We start from the raw sequence: 18,153 nt of genomic DNA, 5'->3' as shown, positions 1-18,153 counted from the left end.
CCCGCCACGCGGCTTCGCGTCGGCCGGCAAACAAAAAATTTCGACCCCTATAAAGAAAGGGCGCATCCGAAGATGCGCCCTTCAGGCCGGCCTTACTCAGCCTTAGGCGTTTCGCGCAAACGAATGTGCAGTTCGCGCAATGCCTTGGCATCCACCTGCCCTGGTGCCTGAGTCATGACATCAGCCGCGCTCTGGGTTTTCGGGAAAGCGATCACTTCGCGGATCGACTGGGCGCCGGTCATCAGCATCACCAGACGGTCCAGACCGAAGGCCAGGCCACCGTGCGGCGGCGCACCGTACTTCAGGGCATCGAGCAGGAAGCCGAATTTCTCTTCCTGTTCAGCCTCGTTGATACCCAACAGGCGGAATACCGACTGCTGCATTTCTTTGCGGTGGATACGGATCGAACCACCACCCAACTCGGTTCCGTTCAGAACCATGTCGTAGGCACGGGACAGAGCGGCTCCCGGATTGGCTTCCAGCTCTTGCGGGGTGCACTTCGGTGCGGTGAACGGGTGGTGCAAGGCACTGAAGCTGCCGTCGTCGTTTTCTTCGAACATCGGGAAGTCGACGACCCACATTGGCGCCCACTTGCAGGTCAGCAGATCCAGATCGTGACCCAGCTTGATCCGCAGAGCACCCAGGGCTTCGCTGACGATCTTCGACTTGTCGGCGCCGAAGAACACGATGTCGCCGTCTACCGCACCGACGCGATCAAGGATCACATTGAGGTTGGCTTCAGGGATATTCTTCACGATTGGCGACTGCAGGCCTTCGACCCCTTTGGCGCGCTCGTTGACCTTGATATACGCCAGGCCCTTGGCACCGTAGATGCCGACAAACTTGGTGTAATCATCGATCTGCTTGCGCGGCATGCTGGCGCCGCCAGGAACGCGCAAGGCGGCAATGCGGCATTTCGGGTCATTGGCCGGACCGCTGAATACCTTGAAATCGACTTCCTTGAGTTGATCGGCAACGTCAACCAGCTCCAGCGGGTTACGCAGGTCCGGTTTGTCGGAACCGTAACGGCGCATGGCCTCTTCGAAGGTCATGTGCGGGAACTCACCGAACTCCAGATCCAGCACTTCCTTGAACAGGTTGCGGATCATGCCTTCGGTCAGGCCCATGATGTCTTTTTCATCGAGGAAGCTGGTCTCGATGTCGATCTGGGTAAATTCCGGCTGGCGGTCGGCACGCAGGTCTTCGTCGCGGAAGCACTTGGCGATCTGGTAGTAACGATCGAAACCAGCCACCATCAGCAGTTGCTTGAACAGCTGAGGCGATTGCGGCAGAGCGAAGAACGAACCGGCATGAGTGCGGCTCGGCACCAGGTAGTCGCGAGCACCTTCAGGGGTGGCGCGAGTCAGGATCGGCGTCTCGACGTCGAGGAAGCCGTTTTCGTCTAGGTAGCGACGAATGCTGGTGGTCATGCGCGAGCGCAGACGCAGCTTCTCGGCCATTTCCGGACGACGCAGATCAAGGAAGCGATAGCGCAGGCGGGTTTCTTCACCAACGTCGGAGAACTCGTTCAGCGGGAACGGCGGGGTTTCCGACTCGTTCAGCACTTCCAGTTCGTAGCCGAGAACTTCGATCATGCCCGACGCCATGTTGGTGTTGGTAGCACCCGCCGGACGCAGGCGAACCTTGCCGGTGATCTTCACGACGTACTCGCTGCGCACGCGGTCGGCTGCGGCGAAGGTTTCAGCGCGATCCGGGTCGAAAACCACCTGGGCAAGACCATCACGATCACGGATATCGAGGAAAATCACCCCACCGTGGTCACGGCGACGGTGAACCCATCCGCAAAGGGTAATTTCCTGGCCGTCCAGACTCTCGTTCAGTTGGCCGCAATAATGGCTGCGCATCATGGTAGTGGTTTCACTTCTCGTAATTCGAAATTCGGTTGGAGGCTTTGCACATATACCAGTCGGCAGATGATGCAAAGGCTCGCGCGTGTCGTTCAACTCAGGCTCCAGACCCTAGTCGGCTTTATCGCCGCCGGCCAGATTCTTCTTGGAACCGGTCTTGAAATCGGTTTCGTACCAGCCTGTGCCGCTCAAGCGGAAGCCCGGCATGGACAGCATCTTCTTGAGCTCTGGCGCCTGGCATGCAGGGCAATCGACCAGCGGTGCATCACTGATCTTTTGAATGGCTTCCAACTGATGACCACAGGAAGCACATTGATAATCGTACATCGGCATGGGGGTTGTCTCGGTGATCAGATTACTACCGCACACACTGGGTTTGGCGGCAAAGAGCGGGATTATATCCATTAAATGCAGCCTGTGCAGCCGTAAGACTGCACAGATCGACACTCCGCCAATTTCACTGCCATGGCTAAGCCACGACTTCGCAACTCCCTTCCTTAAGGCTGTGTACAACACAGACAACCCGCACCAGGGCGCTGAAATTCTTCACCCCGCCATGACGCAAATGCACTTCTCGATCCACATGGGACAACAGCGCACTGACCGAGCAATGATTGACTTTGGCCATCTCACCCAAAATATCCCAGTAAACCTGCTCCAGTCGCAAACAGGTGGCAAAGCCATTCAGCCGCACCGACCGGGCCAAGGGCTGGGCCAGCCCCATATCGAATTCACTGACAAACGGATCAATCCTTATATCCTTGTGCGGACCGACCCTCTCCTCGCTTTGCCTGTCTTCATAAACCATACCGTTGACACTCCTTTGCCATCCCTGGTCTCCATAAGCACATCTACCTGCTTATAAAACCGCGAGGACAAAGTTATATCCAGATGACTTTATGACCATCCTCGTAGGATAAGCCAACAATGGAGGGCAGATCGCGGAGCGGGTCCTACTCCGGACTTTTTCCTACGCCCACCGTGCATGAATCACTCAACGATCAGGGCATTTTGCCTAGTGAAAGAGAGGACAGCGCGCGAACCACACCTGCAGGACTTCGCCGCCGTTGCACCGCTGGACTCCCTGATTTGAGTAGCTACCGGCTTTGCTGTTAAATAGGGAGCGTGTCGCTTGCGCCTATATTTACCGGGTGCTGCGCATAGGCTGATACCGGGTACGTGCCTAACGCCTCTTATTGTTCTGAAGCGAACCGTATTCCAACAGCTCTTCCTTGTGATCCGTCTTAACGTGAGTTAATCAAAATGTTGAAAATCGTCCACCTGCTAATGGGCGCAGCGGCTCTGCTGCTGTCCTTCATCCCTAGCCTGCGATCTGAAGCTGCACCCTACCTGCAACAACCCGATGCACTGTACCTGGCCTTTTTCGGCCTGCTAAACCTGACTCTCGCTCCTGTTATCCCTAACTGGAACAAAGGCCCGCGCCATCAGTTGCAAAACCTGGTCAGCGCCTTGCTGGTTCTGGCTGTCGTCCTGCAAACCCTCACTCTGATTGCGCCGATGCCGGTGATTGCCGGCCAACCTGCTGTTTTGTTTAGCCTGGTAGCCGCCCTGATTGCCGTTGTCCTGCATCTGGCCGTCAGCTTCTACAAATCTTCACCCGCCGCTGCATCGCCTAGCTATGACATGAGCAACCGTGATACCGGCACCGTCAAGTGGTTCAACACCTCCAAAGGCTTCGGCTTTATTTCCCGCGATTCCGGCGACGATATTTTCGTTCACTTCCGGGCCATTCGCGGCGAAGGTCACCGCGTCCTGGTCGAGGGCCAGCGCGTGGAATTCTCCGTCATGAACCGTGACAAAGGTCTGCAAGCCGAAGATGTCATCGCCGCACTTCCGCGACGCTGATTCAAGGCACAAAAAAACCGCGGACAGCCAGGCTGTTCGCGGTTTTTTATTGCCCGCACACTTAATAATGCGGTGGTGGCGCCTCTTCCTCGAAAGACTCGAACTGACCGACCATTTCTTCCTGACGCTTGAGCAGTGCGGCCATCTGCAACTGAAGGCGTTCCAACACCCGCTGCTGCGTTACCAGCACATCATTCAATGCCTGGATGGTGTCATCCTGAAACGCCAGGCGGCTCTCAAGGTCGGTAACGCGCTCTTCCAGGCTCATGACTCAGCCCTCCACAAACGTAAAATTGTCGGTTAAAAGCAGACGCAACCTTTCACGAATCGCCGCGACCTGCTCGGCATTGTAAGGCTTGGCCGGTTGCTTGCCCCAGACCGGAGCCGGCCAGGCGACATCCCCATGTTTACGCACGATCACATGCATGTGTAACTGACTGACCACATTACCCAAGGCTGCAACGTTCAACTTGTCCGCACTAAAGGCATCCTTGAGCAGTTCTGCCAGCGCAGTGGTTTCCTGCCAAAGCAGCAGCTGATCGGCGGCATCCAACTGAAATATCTCACTGATATCGTCACGGCGAGGCACCAGGATGAACCAGGGATAGTTCGAATCGTTGGACAAGAGCAATCGGCACAATGGGAAATCGCCAATCGGTAACGTGTCTTGTTGAAGTCGTGAATCTAAAGCAAACACTGCGCGCACTCCCGGTCATCATTTTTCAGCTTAGCGTCCATCCCGAAAGATCGCGCACCAAGCGACTGGACGGCAGCATACTCGCGAACGCCGCCGGCTTCACGACGAACCCACGCCGGACCCCATCGAGGAGTTGCCAATCACAGCATGCCCGCCCCGAGATGAGACATTTCCTGTCGATACGCACCATTACTGATCCGATACCTCGACCAAAATCGCTGAAATGACTAACAACCAACGATTCGTCCCGACTGTGGCAAACACACCATTGTATGAATTCAGTACAGCGAATGAATTTTTTTGCACCGAAATCGCACAATGCGTCTACGCTGATTGCTTCGACATCCGCCAATTACCCAACGGCGGGGTGAACCGGTAACGTTTTTGGTTGTCACGTCGCCGGAAATGACGGTACAACACGATGTAAACCGTGACGTCAAGCTCAAACAACAGAAGCATGAGACCCCGGTTTTATGAGGTTTTTACAGGACCAGGCAGGCAACCAGAAAAAAACTTCAGCAATAAGCTGATTTGTGCACGCTTGTTGCATTCACACCCACATCGTCTATAAGGGCACCGCTGGAAGTGGGAACCTTGGGACCAAAAAAAAACAGTGGCAGGTAGCCCGATGGAGATTCAAACGTTTCACCAGGGACTCTTTTTACCGATGCTAAAGCGTAGAAACAGCATTATAGTTGTCAGTCCTGTTGCATCGGGGCTGTAAATTTGCGACATCTAGCAAGCTGATCGCGACAGGGTCGTAAAGAAGCTGAAAGGTTAGATGCGCAAGTATCGCCAATATTGTCGGCGTGATATAAGTTTGCGCCGACACAAAAAGAAAGAGCCGCCCAGATAATAAAACAGGTGGGACGGCAGCACTCTTCTAAAACCAAAGGAGCAAATCACGATGCGCGTGATGAAGTGGAGCATGATCGCACTGGCAGTTGCAGCAGCAGCCAGTACTCAGTTGGCAGTAGCCGCACCTTTCGTGAGCGACCAGGCAGAAGCCAAAGGTATCGTTGAAGACAGCAAGCTCGACTTGCTGGTACGCAACTACTACTACAACCGTAACAAGGAAAACGGCGCAACCGACGACAAAGACTGGACCCAGGGCATTCAAGGCAACTTCAGCTCTGGCTACACCCAAGGTCTGATCGGTGTTGGCGTTGATGCTTGGGGCCAACTGGCCATTAAGCTGGACGGCTCCGACAAGTATTCGGGCTCGGGCAACATGACCGTCGGCAATGATGGCGAAGTCAACAACAGCCAGGGCAAAGCCGGCGCTGCCGCCAAGTTCCGCATCTCCAAGACCGAGCTGAAAATCGGCGACATGCAGCCAAGCACTGCTCCAGTGTTCGCTGTTGGCGGCTCCCGCATCCTTCACCAAACTGCAAGCGGTCTCCAACTGCAGAGCAGCGAAGTCAAAGACCTCGACCTCGAAGCTGGCCACTTCTACTCGGCGACCAGCCAGGACAGCAACGCCCGTGACGGCGACCTGTGGGCAACCTACGCTGGCGTGAAAGCCAACTCCATCGACTACTTCGGTGGCAAGTACGGCATCAACGAAGACCTGAGCGTCTCGCTGTACGGCGCCAAACTGGAAGACGTCTGGAACCAGTACTACGCCAATGCGAACTACACCCTCGCACTGGGCGGCGACCAGTCGCTGAACTTCGACGGTAACATCTACAACACCAAGGATACCGGTAGCGCTAAAGCAGGCGACATCAGCAACACCGCCTACTCCCTGGCTGCTGCTTACTCGTTCCTGAAAGCTCACACCTTCACCCTGGCCTTCCAGAAGGTTAACGGCGATACCCCGTTCGACTACATCGGTGTGGGTAAAAACAACCGCGGCGGCGATTCGATCTTCCTCGCCAACTCCATTCAGTACTCTGACTTCAACGCCCCTGGCGAGAAGTCGGTACAAGCCCGTTACGACCTGAAAATGGCCGAATACGGCGTACCAGGCCTGAGCTTCATGGTCCGTTACGTGGATGGTTGGAATATCGACGGCACCCATACTCCATCGAACAGCACCTACACCGGTCTGTACGGTGCAGACGGCAAACACCACGAAACCAACGTTGAAGCCAAGTACGTGATCCAGTCCGGCCCAGCCAAGGATCTGTCGTTCCGCATCCGTCAAGCATGGCACTCTGCCAACGCTGACGAAGGCGAAGGCGATATCTCTGAGTTCCGCCTGATCACCGACTACCCGCTCAACATTCTGTGATCACAGAAAGTTAGTTCGCGGTAATCAAAAAAAGGCCCATCTTCGGATGGGCCTTTTTCGTTGTTTCTGGTACAGCTCACTAAAGAATCTCTTTCAATACGCGCCTGACTTTAAAGTCAGGCGGTAATGCAAAGCTCCATCACTGCACTGCAGACTCCTGAACCACACGAACAACCCGCTGTGGAAATGGAATATCGATACCGGCCTTTTTCAAACGATCACGGGACTGCTCGTTAAACATGAACATCACATCCCAATAATCCGCTGTTTTTACCCACACTCGCAGGGAAACCGTGATCGAACTGTCACCCAACGTCGAAATCACTGCCTGTGGTGCAGGATCTACCAAAACACGCGGATCTTTAGCAAGGTCCAGCAATACTTGACGGGCCTTTTGCAAGTCCGCCTCGTAATCAACACCCACATCAAACACGACTTTGCGTGTCGGCTGCCGGTTGGTGTTGGTAATGATACCGTTCGAAAGATTACCGTTTGGCACGATGATCGTCTTGTTGTCACCTGTTCGCAGCACGGTGTGGAAAATCTGGATGCTGTCGACAGTACCAGCGACACCTTGGGCTTCAATCCAGTCACCGATTCGGAACGGCCGGAACAACAGAATCAGCACGCCACCCGCGAAGTTTGCCAGGCTGCCCTGCAATGCCAGACCGATCGCCAGACCGGCCGCACCGATCGCCGCCACGAACGAAGTGGTTTCCACGCCGATCATCGACGCCACGCTGACGATCAGCAGAATTTTGAGAATGATGTTCGCCAGGCTACTGATAAATCCCTGCAGGGCCAGATCGGCATTGCGCAGGGCCAGGAGGCCGCCGAGTTTTTGCGTGACCTTGTTGATCAGCCACCAGCCAATGGCCAGGGTGATCACAGCCAGCAACACTCGACTGCCGTACTCCATGATCATCGGGATCCAGGCCTGGGATACCTTGACCAGGTTGTCTACTTCAGCATTCAAATCCATCTACGTTCTCCTGAATTCCGGCTATCCGGCACACGAAAAATAAACGGCAGAAATCACCGACCCGCTCAAGGTCGATCATTTCTACCGTTGCTTGGGCCTCGGACGCCGAAAACGCCGAGAGGTTCCCGCTTTGTACGTCAGTCGCGGAAGTTGTTGAACTGCAGCGGCATGCCGAACTCCTTGGCCCGCAGCACTGCAATGGCCTCCTGCAGGTCATCGCGCTTCTTGCCGGTAATGCGCACTTGCTCACCCTGAATGGCGGCCTGGACCTTGAGCTTGGCGTCTTTGACGTGAGCGACGATTTTCTTCGCCAGCTCTTTGTCGATGCCTTCCTTGAGGACGGCTTCCTGCTTCATCAACTTGCCCGATGCAAACGCATCCTTGACTTCAAGGCACTGCACGTCGATCTTGCGCTTGACCAGCGACAGCTTGAGGATCTCAATCATCGCTTCCAGCTGGAAATCCGCTTCGGCGGTCAGGTTGACGGTCAGGTCCTTTTCCTTGAATTCGAAGCTGCCTTTGCCTTTCAGGTCATAACGACGATCGAGTTCCTTGACGGCGTTTTCGACCGCGTTGGTGACTTCGTGTTTGTCCAGTTCGGATACCACGTCGAACGACGGCATGTAATTTCTCCAATAAATGGGCGCGCCGATGAAGCACACCTGGCTTGCGGTAAAAATCCGCGCTGATTATAACGGGTCTTTTCCATCATTCACTGTGAGCCTTCCATGCGCGCCTTAAACAGAGCAAAAAGCTGATGTCCACCACCTGGCATGTCCTGGGGGCCGGAAGCCTTGGCACGTTGTGGGCGACTCGCCTGGCACGGGCCGGATTGCCGGTGCGACTGATCCTGCGGGATACCGCGCGCTTGCAGGCTTACGAAATGGCAGGCGGACTGACCCTGGTCGAACACGGCGAGGCACAACTCTATCCAGTGCCGGCCGAAACACCCGACGGTATCGAGCCGATCAATCGCCTGTTGGTCGCCTGCAAAGCCTACGACGCTGAAAAAGCCGTGGAGCAACTGGCGCCGCGCCTGTCCCCCGGTGCCGAACTGATTTTGTTACAGAACGGCCTGGGCAGTCAGGACGCGGTCGCAGCGCAAGTACCGCAGGCACGCTGCATTTACGCGTCAAGCACTGAAGGCGCCTTCCGTGACAGCGATTGGCGCGTGGTGTTCGCCGGACACGGCTTTACCTGGCTCGGCGATGCTGGCCATCCAGTCGCACCAATCTGGCTCGATGATTTGAGCGCCGCAGGCATTCCCCATGAGTGGAGCACCGAGATTCTGACCAGGCTGTGGCGCAAGCTGGCGCTCAACTGCGCGATCAATCCGCTGACGGTGCTGCACGATTGCCGCAATGGCGGTCTGCTGGAGCATCACTGCGAAGTCGCCACCCTCTGCGGCGAATTGACCGAGTTGCTTGAGCGCTGCGGCCAGCCGGCAGCGGCCGAGAACCTGCAGCAGGAAGTGGAGCGGGTGATCCTCGCCACCGCTGCCAACTATTCCTCGATGTATCAGGACGTGAGCAACCGACGTCGAACCGAAATCAGTTATTTGCTCGGTTACGCCTGCAAAGCCTCTGACAGACACCAGTTGAACCTGCCGCACCTCAATCAATTGCAACAGCGGCTGATCGCCCGCCTCCTCAGCCTTGGATTGCCCAGCGACTGAGCAGCGGCTACGCTGGCCACTTGTTCCTCTGCAGCGATAAACCCGATGCCATTGCGCCAGCGCCTTGAAAACCTACCTGTCGGTCAGAAACTGCTGGCCGCCCTGTTGGTGCTGTTGACCACCGTCCTGCTGGTCGCCAACCTGACCTTTATCAGCGCCGCGTATTACATCTCCCAGGAAAGCATGGCGCCCCAGGCCCTGCAGACCATCGGCCGACTGGTGTCCAACCCGAGCCTGGTGGCCGATGCCTTGCAATCGCCACAAAATGCCGAGCGCCTGCTCAATGAACTCAACAGCTATTCCCCGCTGCGGGCAGCCGCGCTCTATGACGGCAAGGGTGAACGTCTGGCGCAGTTACAACATGGCGATCACCTGAACCTGCCCGAGCGTTACCGACACATCGAAGCCTGGCAAGCCACTGAATTTCGCAGCAATCAAGTGATCACCCTGCCCCGACCCGGGACCGAGCCCGGCCATTTGCTGCTGGTGGCCAGCAGCGAACTGCCAATGGCGTTTTATACCGGCACCCTGACCGCCAGTCTCGGGATACTGATCTTCAGCGTGTTGCTATGGCTGGTGATCGCCCGGCAGATCAAGCGCCTGATTACCCAGCCGATCCATCAACTCGAAGAACTCTCCCGACAAGTGACACGGGAAGAGAATTACTCCCTGCGCGCATCGCGAGGTAATCACGACGAAATCGGCAGTCTCGCCGAAGCGTTCAACACCATGCTTTCGCGCATCGAAGCCCGGGAGCAGCAACTCAAGCGGGCGCGGGATGATTCTCAGGCCGCTTATGACCAGGCTCAGGGTCTGGCCGAAGAAACCCGACACACAAACCGCAAACTGGAACTCGAAGTCCAGGTACGCAGCAAGATCGAGAAGAAACTCACCGGGTTTCAGAATTATCTCAACAGCATCATCGACTCCATGCCCTCGGCGCTGATCGCCCTCGACGAACAACTCTATGTAACGCAGTGGAATCAGGAAGCCAGCGCCCTCTCCGGCACGCGCCTTGATGAAGCCTTGAACCAGCCAATCTTTCTCGCCTTTGAACCGCTCAAGCCGTTTCTGCCACAACTCAAGCAGACCGTCGAACAACACACCGTGGCGAAGATTGAGCGCGTGACCTGGGTCAAGGACGATGAACCCAAGCACTACGCCCTGACCTTCTACCCGCTGATGGGCGGCGCCGGGCGCGGCGTGGTGATCCGGATCGACGACATCACTCAGCGCCTGTCCCTGGAAGAAATGATGGTGCAGTCGGAAAAAATGCTTTCCGTCGGTGGCCTTGCCGCCGGAATGGCCCACGAGATCAACAACCCGCTGGGCGCGATCCTGCATAACGTGCAGAACATTCGTCGACGCCTGTCCCCCGACTTGCCGAAAAACCTCGAACAGGCCGAACAGGTGGGCGTCGAACTGTCGACGGTCAATAACTACCTGCAAGCGCGCGAAGTACCACAGCTGCTCGACGGCATCCAGCAGGCCGGCGCCCGAGCTGCAAAAATCGTGACCCACATGCTCAGTTTCAGTCGTCGAAGCACTCGCCAAATGGCCCCTTGCGATCTACCGGCCCTGATTGATCAAGCCGTGGAAATCGCCGGTAACGACTTCGACCTGGCCATCGGCTTCGACTTCAAAGGCCAGGCAATCATTCGCCAGTTCGACCCGGCGCTGGGCCCGGTACCCGGCACTGCCAACGAGCTGGAGCAGGTACTGCTCAACCTGCTGAAAAACGCCGCCCAAGCCATTCACCAGCGCGAAGACGACAGCGAACCGGGACGGATCATCCTGCGTACCAAGCTCAATCCGCCCTGGGCAGAAATCCAGGTCGAAGACAACGGCGTCGGCATGAGCGAAAGCGTGCGCAAACGCACGTTCGAGCCGTTCTTCACCACCAAGGAGATTGGCCAGGGCACCGGTCTCGGGTTATCCGTTTCGTACTTCATCATCACCAACAACCATAAGGGACAGATGGAAGTGCAATCCACCCTCGGCCAGGGCACCTGCTTCACCCTGCGCCTGCCATTGACGGGCACCCCGGTCGTCTCTCAAGAACTCAATCAGCTATCGAGGTAACCATGGGCTTTCGCTTGTCGAAGATTTACACCCGCACCGGCGACAAAGGCGAAACCGGTCTGGGCGGCGGCCGCCGCGTGCCCAAGGACCATCCACGGATCGAGGCCATTGGCGAGGTCGATTCGCTCAACAGTCAGGTGGGTGTGTTGCTCGCCGGGCTGGCCGCCCAGAGCGTCGAGCATCCGGGATTGAAGGAGGTGATCGAGGTATTGGCCCCCTGTCAGCACCGACTGTTCGACCTTGGTGGCGAACTGGCAATGCCGGAGTATCAGGCATTGAACGCCGGAGAAATCGAACGCCTGGAAGCGGCGATCGATGTGTGGAACGAGGAGCTGGGACCGCTGGAGAATTTCATCCTGCCGGGCGGTTCGATGCTGATTGCCCAGGCGCACGTCTGCCGCAGCCTGGCTCGCAGTGCCGAGCGCCGCTGTCAGCATTTGAACGCGATTGAACCCTTGGCCGGAGTGGGCCTTGCATACATCAACCGATTGTCGGATTTGCTGTTTGTGGTGGCGCGGGTAATTGCCCGGCGTCAGGGGGTTGCGGAGATTCTTTGGCAGCCCGCGGCGAAACCTGAAGTTTAGTCGTCGCCTATTAGGGCCTCTTCGCGGGCAAGCCCGCTCCCACAGTGATCGCGTCGAACACAAAATCTGTGTACACCGCTAAACCTGTGGGCGCGGTCTTGCCCGCGAAGAGGCCGGCAGCATCACTGCATAATCAGGCCTCAGGCCAAAAAGCCCGAATCCCCGCCACACCCTGGGCACCTGCCGCCCAAGCCTTCTGAACCTCCGCAGGCCCAACGCCGCCCAGCAAAAACACCGGTTTGCTGAAGCCCTCGATCAAGGTCGAAGCCTGTTCCCAACCCAGCGGCTGAGCGCCTGGATGTGTGAGGGTCGGCTGCACAGGCGACAAGGTCACGAAGTCCACGCCCATCTCTTCAGCCAGCGCCAGCTCTTCGGCGTTATGACAGGACGCCGCCAACCAGCGCGATGCCGGCAACGGTCGACCGGCTGCCGCGTATTTACGCAACTGCGCCGACGTGATGTGCCAACCGGCGGAAGGGAAATCCCCCAACCACTCGAACGGGCCCTTGATCATCAACTGCGCCTTGCCGGCGCACAGTCCCACCGCGTCCACAGCCAGATCACGATACTTGGGGTCATAACCGTTCGGTGCGCGCAACTGGATCAGCTTGATGCCGCCAGCGATGGCTTTCTGGATTCCCCTCAGCAAGGCCGGGGTTTCCAGATCCTCCGGGGTGATCAGGTATTGGTCGGGCAAACGGGCAGCAGCAACGATTGGCCGATTGGCCTGCGGAAACTCGTAATTCGACAGTTCACGAGGCGTCACCCAGGCCAGAGGCTGGCCTTCGGCACCATGAGGCTCGCCGGTGAACGCCGAGACCTCCCAGACATCCAGCAGTACTTGCTTGTCCGGGTAGTCGTGCTGAACCTTGATCAACGGTCGCGCGACGTCGACGACAATGCCCAGTTCTTCGTGAAGCTCACGACCAAGAGCCGTTGTAACGGACTCGTCGGCCTCGACCTTGCCACCAGGGAATTCCCACAGCCCACCCTGATGCTGGGTGTCGGCGCGGCGGGCGATGAGGATCTTGCCGCTGCTATCACGGATAACGGCGGCAGCTACGTGTACTCGTTTCACCGCTTGATTTCCTCCAGTCCGGCCTTCTGCCAGGCCTTGAAGGCTGGCCATTGGTAGATGGTTTGCACATAGGCCTCGTCAGCCGCGGACAGTTTCACCTGATAGGTACGCAGGCGCACAGCGATGGGTGCAAAAAACGCGTCGGCCAGGGTGGCCCGGCCAAACAGGTACGGCCCGCTTTCCGTCGCGACGGCTCGGCACTCGGCCCACAACGCGTACATGCGCTCGATGTCCGCCTGCACGTCGGCCGGAACCGGCGACAGCGGTGCATCACGACTCAGATCGAAAGGCATATTGCCGCGCATGGCGAAGAACCCGGCATGCATCTGTGCGCACGCCGAACGTGCCTGGGCACGCGCGCAGACGTCCTTGGGCCAAAGATTGGCATCCGGGAACCGTTCTGCCAGGTACTCGGCAATCGCCAGCGAATCGGCGATGGTGCCGTGCTCGGTTTTGAGCAGGGGAACTTTGCCAGTCGGCGAATGCTTGAGCAGGCGCTCGCGAGTGTCCGGCTGGTTGAGCTTGATCAGCTCCTCGGTATAGGGAGCACCGGTCAGGTCGAGAGCCAGGGCGCCGCGCAGGGACCAGGAGGAATACAGTTTGTCGCCGATGATCAGGTGAAGGCTCATGTTCGGGACCTTTTGGATGATGAGTACAGGCCAGTCGAGCGAGTGACTGGCAGACCGCCATCGCTGGCAGGCTAGCTCCCACAATTGTTCAGGTGTACACAAATCCAATGTGGGAGCGAGCCTGCTCGCGATGGTGTCGACGCGATCTTAAGTACGGTATTCCGCGTTGATCTTCACGTACTCATGCGACAGGTCGGTGGTCCAGATGGTTTCGCTGCAATCGCCGCGTCCCAGCTCGATACGGATGGTGATTTCTTCCTGTTGCATCACCGCCGCACCCTGGGCTTCGGTGTAAGTCGCGGCACGCGCGCCACGGCTGGCGATGCACACTTCACCGAGGAACACGTCGATTTTGCTGACATCCAGATTCGGTACACCCGCGCGGCCTACAGCGGCGAGGATACGTCCCCAGTTCGGGTCGGAGGCAAACAGTGCGGTCTTGATCAGTGGCGAGTGAGCCACGGTGTAACCGACGTCCAGGCACTCCTGGTGATTGCCGCCGCCGTTGACTTCTACGGTGACGAACTTGGTCGCACCTTCACCGTCGCGAACGATGGCCTGGGCCACGTCCATGCACACTTCGAACACCGCCTGTTTCAACTTGGCGAACAGCTCGCCTTCGGCGCGGGTGATTTCCGGCAGCGCTGCCTGACCGGTGGCGATCAGCATACAGCAGTCGTTGGTCGAGGTGTCGCCATCGATGGTGATGCGGTTGAACGACTTGTTGGCGCCGTCCAGCAACAGATTTTGCAATACATCGCGAGAGACTTTGGCGTCGGTGGCGATGTAGCCGAGCATGGTTGCCATGTTCGGGCGGATCATGCCCGCGCCTTTGCTGATACCGGTGACGGTGATGGTCACGCCGTCATGCTGGAACTGACGGCTGGCACCCTTGGGCAGGGTATCGGTGGTCATGATGCCGGTGGCGGCAGCTTCCCAGTTGTTGATCGACAGGTCATCAAGCGCGGCTTGCAGCGCGCCTTCGATTTTCTCGACCGGCAGTGGCTCGCCGATCACACCGGTGGAGTACGGCAGCACCAGGCTGGCATCCACACCCGCCAGCTCAGCCAGTTTGGCGCACGTACGCTCGGCGGCGGCCAGACCTGGCTCGCCGGTACCGGCGTTGGCATTGCCGGTGTTGGTCAGCAGGTAACGCACCGGGCCTTGCACACGCTGCTTGGCCAGGATCACCGGTGCCGCGCAAAAGGCGTTGAGGGTGAACACGCCGGCGACTGTCGAGCCTTCGGCACAGCGCATGACCACAACATCCTTGCGCCCCGGGCGCTTGATACCGGCAGAGGCGATACCGAGTTCAAAACCGGCAACCGGGTGCAACGTTGGCAAAGGACCAAGACCAACAGCCATGAATGCGCTCCTTAATAGATGATGTCTGCACCGCTTCAGGAAGAGCGGTGGTTTAAATGGCAAAACGCCGCGACGGCATGAGCCGGTCGCGGCGCGGGTATTTCAGCGTATGAAACGGGTTTTACTGGATCTGCCCGTGGCAATGCTTGAATTTCTTGCCCGAACCGCAGTAGCACAGCTCGTTACGGCCCAGCTTCTGCTCATTGCGTACCGGTGCGGTGGCCAGGGCCACATCGACCTCTTCACCCAACGCTTCCGGCTGCTCCAGACCTGGGGCTTCTTCATGCAGGAACTGCATGCGCGCCGCCAGTGCTTCGGCCTCCTGACGCAAACGGGCTTCTTCTTCGGCCGGATCTTCGCGACGAACCTGAACGTGAGACAGCACACGGATCGAGTCGCGCTTGATCGAATCCAGCAGCTCGGAGAACAGCGTGAACGACTCGCGCTTGTACTCCTGCTTCGGGTTCTTCTGGGCGTAGCCACGCAAGTGAATGCCGTGACGCAGGTGATCCATGGTCGACAGGTGGTCTTTCCACAGGTCGTCCAGAACGCGCAGAACGATTTGCTTCTCGAAAGTACGCAGCGCCTCGGCGCCCGCCTGGTCTTCTTTCTCGTTGTACGCCGCCACGAGTTCCTGCATCAGCTTCTCGCGCAGGGTCTCTTCGTACAGGTGATCGTCTTCGTCGAGCCATTGCTGGATCGGCAGCGCGACGCCAAAGTCGCTCTGCAACGCCGCTTCCAGCCCGGCCACGTCCCACTGCTCCGGCAGCGATTGCGGTGGAATGTGTGCGCTGACGGTGGCGTTGAGCACGTCCTGACGGAAGTCGGCGATGGTTTCACCGATGTTGTCCGCGGCCAGCAACGTGTTACGCATGTGATAGATCACTTTACGCTGTTCGTTGTTGACGTCGTCGAACTCGAGCAGTTGCTTGCGAATATCGAAGTTGCGACCTTCAACCTTGCGCTGAGCCTTTTCGATGGCGTTGGTCACCATGCGGTGCTCGATCGCTTCGCCAGGCTGCATACCCAGGGCCTTCATGAAGTTCTTCACCCGATCGGAGGCGAAGATGCGCATCAGGCTGTCTTCCAGCGACAGGTAGAAACGGCTGGAACCGGCGTCACCCTGACGACCGGCACGACCACGCAACTGGTTGTCGATACGGCGCGATTCGTGACGCTCGGACGCGATCACCTGCAAACCGCCCGACTCGAGCACTTGCTGGTGACGTTTCTGCCAGTCGGCCTTGATCTGGGCGATCTGCTCAGGGGTCGGGTCTTCCAGCGAAGCCACTTCCACTTCCCAGTTGCCGCCCAACAGGATGTCGGTACCACGACCGGCCATGTTGGTGGCGATGGTCAGCGCGCCTGGGCGACCGGCCTGGGCGATGATCTCGGCTTCTTTTTCGTGGAACTTGGCGTTCAGAACCTTGTGTTCGATGCCTTCCTTCACAAGCAGGCTGGACATGTGCTCGGACGTTTCGATGGTCGCAGTACCCACCAGCACCGGACGACCGGCAGCCATGCTTTCCTTGATGTCGGCGACGATTGCCGCGTATTTCTCGTCGGCGGTCAGGAACACCAGGTCGTTGTAGTCCTTACGGGCCAACGGCTTGTTCGGTGGAATGACCATGACCTGCAGGCCATAGATCTGATGAAACTCGAACGCTTCGGTGTCAGCCGTACCGGTCATGCCGGACAGTTTGCTGTACAGACGGAAGTAGTTCTGGAACGTGGTCGATGCCAGGGTCTGGCTTTCGGCCTGGATGTTGAGGTTTTCCTTGGCTTCGATGGCCTGGTGCAGGCCCTCGGACAAACGACGGCCCGGCATGGTACGACCGGTGTGTTCGTCGACCAGGACAACCTGACCGTCCTGCACGATGTATTCGATGTTGCGATGGAACAGCTTGTGCGCACGCAGACCGGCATACACGTGAGTCAGCAGGCTCAGGTTGTGTGCCGAGTACAGGCTCTCGCCTTCGGCCAGCAGACCGATGCGGGTCAGCGTCTCTTCGACGTACTGGTGACCGGCTTCGTTGAGTTCGACCTGGCGGGTCTTCTCGTCGATGGTGTAGTGACCGGCCTTGGTGACTTCGCCTTCGACCTCTTCGATATGCAACTCCAGCTGCGGGATCAGCTTGTTGATCTCGATGTACAGCTTGGAGCTGTCCTCGGCCTGACCGGAAATGATCAGCGGAGTACGGGCTTCGTCGATGAGGATGGAGTCGACTTCGTCGATCACGGCAAAATTGAGTTCGCGCTGGAATTTTTCTTCCATGCTGAACGCCATGTTGTCGCGCAGGTAGTCGAAACCGAATTCGTTGTTGGTGCCGTAGGTGATGTCGGCGGCGTAAGCTGCGCGCTTCTCTTCCGGTGGCTGGAACGGCGTGACCACGCCGACCGTCAGGCCGAGGAATTCATAAAGCGGGCGCATCCAGTTGGCGTCACGACGAGCCAGGTAGTCGTTCACCGTCACAACGTGCACGCCCTTGCCGGACAATGCGTTGAGGTAAACGCCCAGTGTTGCCACCAGGGTCTTGCCCTCACCGGTACGCATTTCAGCGATCTTGCCTTCATGCAAGGTCATGCCACCGATCAGCTGGACATCGAAGTGGCGCATACCCATGACGCGCTTACCGGCTTCGCGGGCGACCGCAAAGGCTTCTGGCAGCAGCTTGTCGAGGGTTTCCCCTTTGGCGATGCGGGCCTTGAACTCATCTGTCTTGGCACGCAATTGATCGTCCGAAAGGGCCACCATTTGCTCTTCGAAGGCATTGACGAGTTGCACCGTCTTGAGCATGCGTTTGACTTCACGCTCGTTCTTGCTTCCAAAAAGTTTCTTTAACAAAGGCGCAAACATATCGGCAGGATCTTCCACACTAAAGGGATGGAGGGCGGCCCCGTGAGTCGCCCGTGCAGCCCTCATGGCCGCATGCGAACGAGCATTCTACCCGGAAACGATGGTGAGGAAAGTGGCGTTATTCCACGATGCTGGCACAGCGCTGTGACGGGGCTCACTTAAAATAGGGGCAAATGGCTGAACTTCAAGCGATACAGCACAGAAGTTACTCGTTGATTTAATGGGCAAAGCACG

Annotated in this window: 16 protein-coding genes; 5 read left to right on the top strand and 11 right to left on the bottom strand. The window is 57.8% G+C overall.

From position 1 onward, the window contains the following. Positions 1-92 precede the first annotated feature (92 nt). The 3 genes from aspS to F7R06_RS26395 form a co-directional block, all read right to left on the bottom strand. A complete protein-coding gene (aspS, locus tag F7R06_RS26405; protein WP_090324779.1) occupies positions 93-1,868 on the bottom strand; it encodes an aspartate--tRNA ligase in 1,776 nt (591 codons plus the stop codon). Positions 1,869-1,979: 111 nt separating this feature from the next. Next, positions 1,980-2,201 carry an FmdB family zinc ribbon protein gene (locus F7R06_RS26400; RefSeq protein WP_007977333.1) on the bottom strand — a complete coding sequence of 74 codons (222 nt, stop codon included), beginning with the start codon at positions 2,199-2,201 and terminating at the stop codon, positions 1,980-1,982. A gap of 136 nt (positions 2,202-2,337) precedes the next feature. Then, on the bottom strand, positions 2,338-2,676 hold the full coding sequence (locus tag F7R06_RS26395; protein ID WP_090324781.1) for a ribbon-helix-helix domain-containing protein: 339 nt from the start codon (positions 2,674-2,676) through the stop codon (positions 2,338-2,340). Between the two features lie 455 nt (positions 2,677-3,131). Between F7R06_RS26395 and F7R06_RS31265 the strand changes: the two genes are divergently transcribed. Beyond that, positions 3,132-3,734 (top strand): cold-shock protein, encoded by a 603-nt coding sequence (locus tag F7R06_RS31265; RefSeq protein ID WP_090324782.1) that lies wholly within the window; start codon positions 3,132-3,134, stop codon positions 3,732-3,734. 61 nt (positions 3,735-3,795) lie between these two features. Here the strand turns inward: F7R06_RS31265 and F7R06_RS26385 are convergent, their stop codons facing one another. After that, positions 3,796-4,002: a SlyX family protein gene (locus F7R06_RS26385; RefSeq protein ID WP_090324784.1), complete on the bottom strand. Its 207-nt coding sequence runs from the start codon at positions 4,000-4,002 to the stop codon at positions 3,796-3,798. 3 nt (positions 4,003-4,005) lie between these two features. Then, positions 4,006-4,431: an HIT domain-containing protein gene (locus tag F7R06_RS26380; protein ID WP_090327518.1), complete on the bottom strand. Its 426-nt coding sequence runs from the start codon at positions 4,429-4,431 to the stop codon at positions 4,006-4,008. Between the two features lie 907 nt (positions 4,432-5,338). Between F7R06_RS26380 and F7R06_RS26375 the strand changes: the two genes are divergently transcribed. Further along, entirely contained in the window at positions 5,339-6,667 is a 1,329-nt protein-coding gene (locus F7R06_RS26375; protein WP_090324786.1) for an OprD family porin, read from the top strand. 139 nt (positions 6,668-6,806) lie between these two features. On the opposite strand, the gene F7R06_RS26370 is transcribed toward F7R06_RS26375, so the two are convergent. Both F7R06_RS26370 and F7R06_RS26365 read right to left on the bottom strand, forming a co-directional pair. Then, positions 6,807-7,649 (bottom strand): mechanosensitive ion channel family protein, encoded by an 843-nt coding sequence (locus tag F7R06_RS26370; RefSeq protein ID WP_090324787.1) that lies wholly within the window; start codon positions 7,647-7,649, stop codon positions 6,807-6,809. Positions 7,650-7,786: 137 nt separating this feature from the next. Continuing rightward, complete coding sequence (locus F7R06_RS26365) at positions 7,787-8,272, bottom strand: YajQ family cyclic di-GMP-binding protein (protein ID WP_047532521.1); 486 nt, start codon at positions 8,270-8,272, stop codon at positions 7,787-7,789. Between the two features lie 134 nt (positions 8,273-8,406). Between F7R06_RS26365 and F7R06_RS26360 the strand changes: the two genes are divergently transcribed. From F7R06_RS26360 to F7R06_RS26350, 3 genes are read left to right on the top strand one after another with little or no spacing between them, the layout of a single operon-like run. After that, a complete protein-coding gene (locus F7R06_RS26360; RefSeq protein ID WP_090324788.1) occupies positions 8,407-9,324 on the top strand; it encodes a putative 2-dehydropantoate 2-reductase in 918 nt (305 codons plus the stop codon). 45 nt (positions 9,325-9,369) lie between these two features. After that, positions 9,370-11,406, top strand: a complete 2,037-nt coding sequence (locus F7R06_RS26355) for a HAMP domain-containing sensor histidine kinase (RefSeq protein ID WP_090324789.1) — start codon at positions 9,370-9,372, stop codon at positions 11,404-11,406. A gap of 2 nt (positions 11,407-11,408) precedes the next feature. Further along, positions 11,409-11,990, top strand: coding sequence for a cob(I)yrinic acid a,c-diamide adenosyltransferase (locus tag F7R06_RS26350; protein WP_090324790.1), 582 nt, complete (start codon positions 11,409-11,411; stop codon positions 11,988-11,990). A 133-nt stretch (positions 11,991-12,123) separates the two neighbouring features. Here F7R06_RS26350 and F7R06_RS26345 read toward each other — a convergent pair whose 3' ends face one another. The 4 genes from F7R06_RS26345 to secA form a co-directional block, all read right to left on the bottom strand. Next, complete coding sequence (locus F7R06_RS26345; RefSeq protein WP_090324791.1) at positions 12,124-13,068, bottom strand: Nudix family hydrolase; 945 nt, start codon at positions 13,066-13,068, stop codon at positions 12,124-12,126. Then, positions 13,065-13,697 carry a glutathione S-transferase family protein gene (locus F7R06_RS26340; RefSeq protein WP_090324792.1) on the bottom strand — a complete coding sequence of 211 codons (633 nt, stop codon included), beginning with the start codon at positions 13,695-13,697 and terminating at the stop codon, positions 13,065-13,067. Before F7R06_RS26340 ends, F7R06_RS26345 begins: the two co-directional genes overlap by 4 nt. A 147-nt stretch (positions 13,698-13,844) precedes the next feature. Beyond that, positions 13,845-15,062 (bottom strand): bifunctional glutamate N-acetyltransferase/amino-acid acetyltransferase ArgJ, encoded by a 1,218-nt coding sequence (argJ, locus tag F7R06_RS26335; RefSeq protein WP_090324793.1) that lies wholly within the window; start codon positions 15,060-15,062, stop codon positions 13,845-13,847. A gap of 121 nt (positions 15,063-15,183) precedes the next feature. Then, on the bottom strand, positions 15,184-17,919 hold the full coding sequence (secA, locus tag F7R06_RS26330) for a preprotein translocase subunit SecA (protein WP_090324794.1): 2,736 nt from the start codon (positions 17,917-17,919) through the stop codon (positions 15,184-15,186). Positions 17,920-18,153 lie beyond the last annotated feature (234 nt).

It is taken from the genome of Pseudomonas moorei (genome assembly GCF_008801475.1).
Taxonomy (GTDB): domain Bacteria; phylum Pseudomonadota; class Gammaproteobacteria; order Pseudomonadales; family Pseudomonadaceae; genus Aquipseudomonas; species Aquipseudomonas moorei.
Note: the sequence above shows the minus strand (reverse complement) of the source record. Positions and strands in the feature narration are given on the sequence as shown.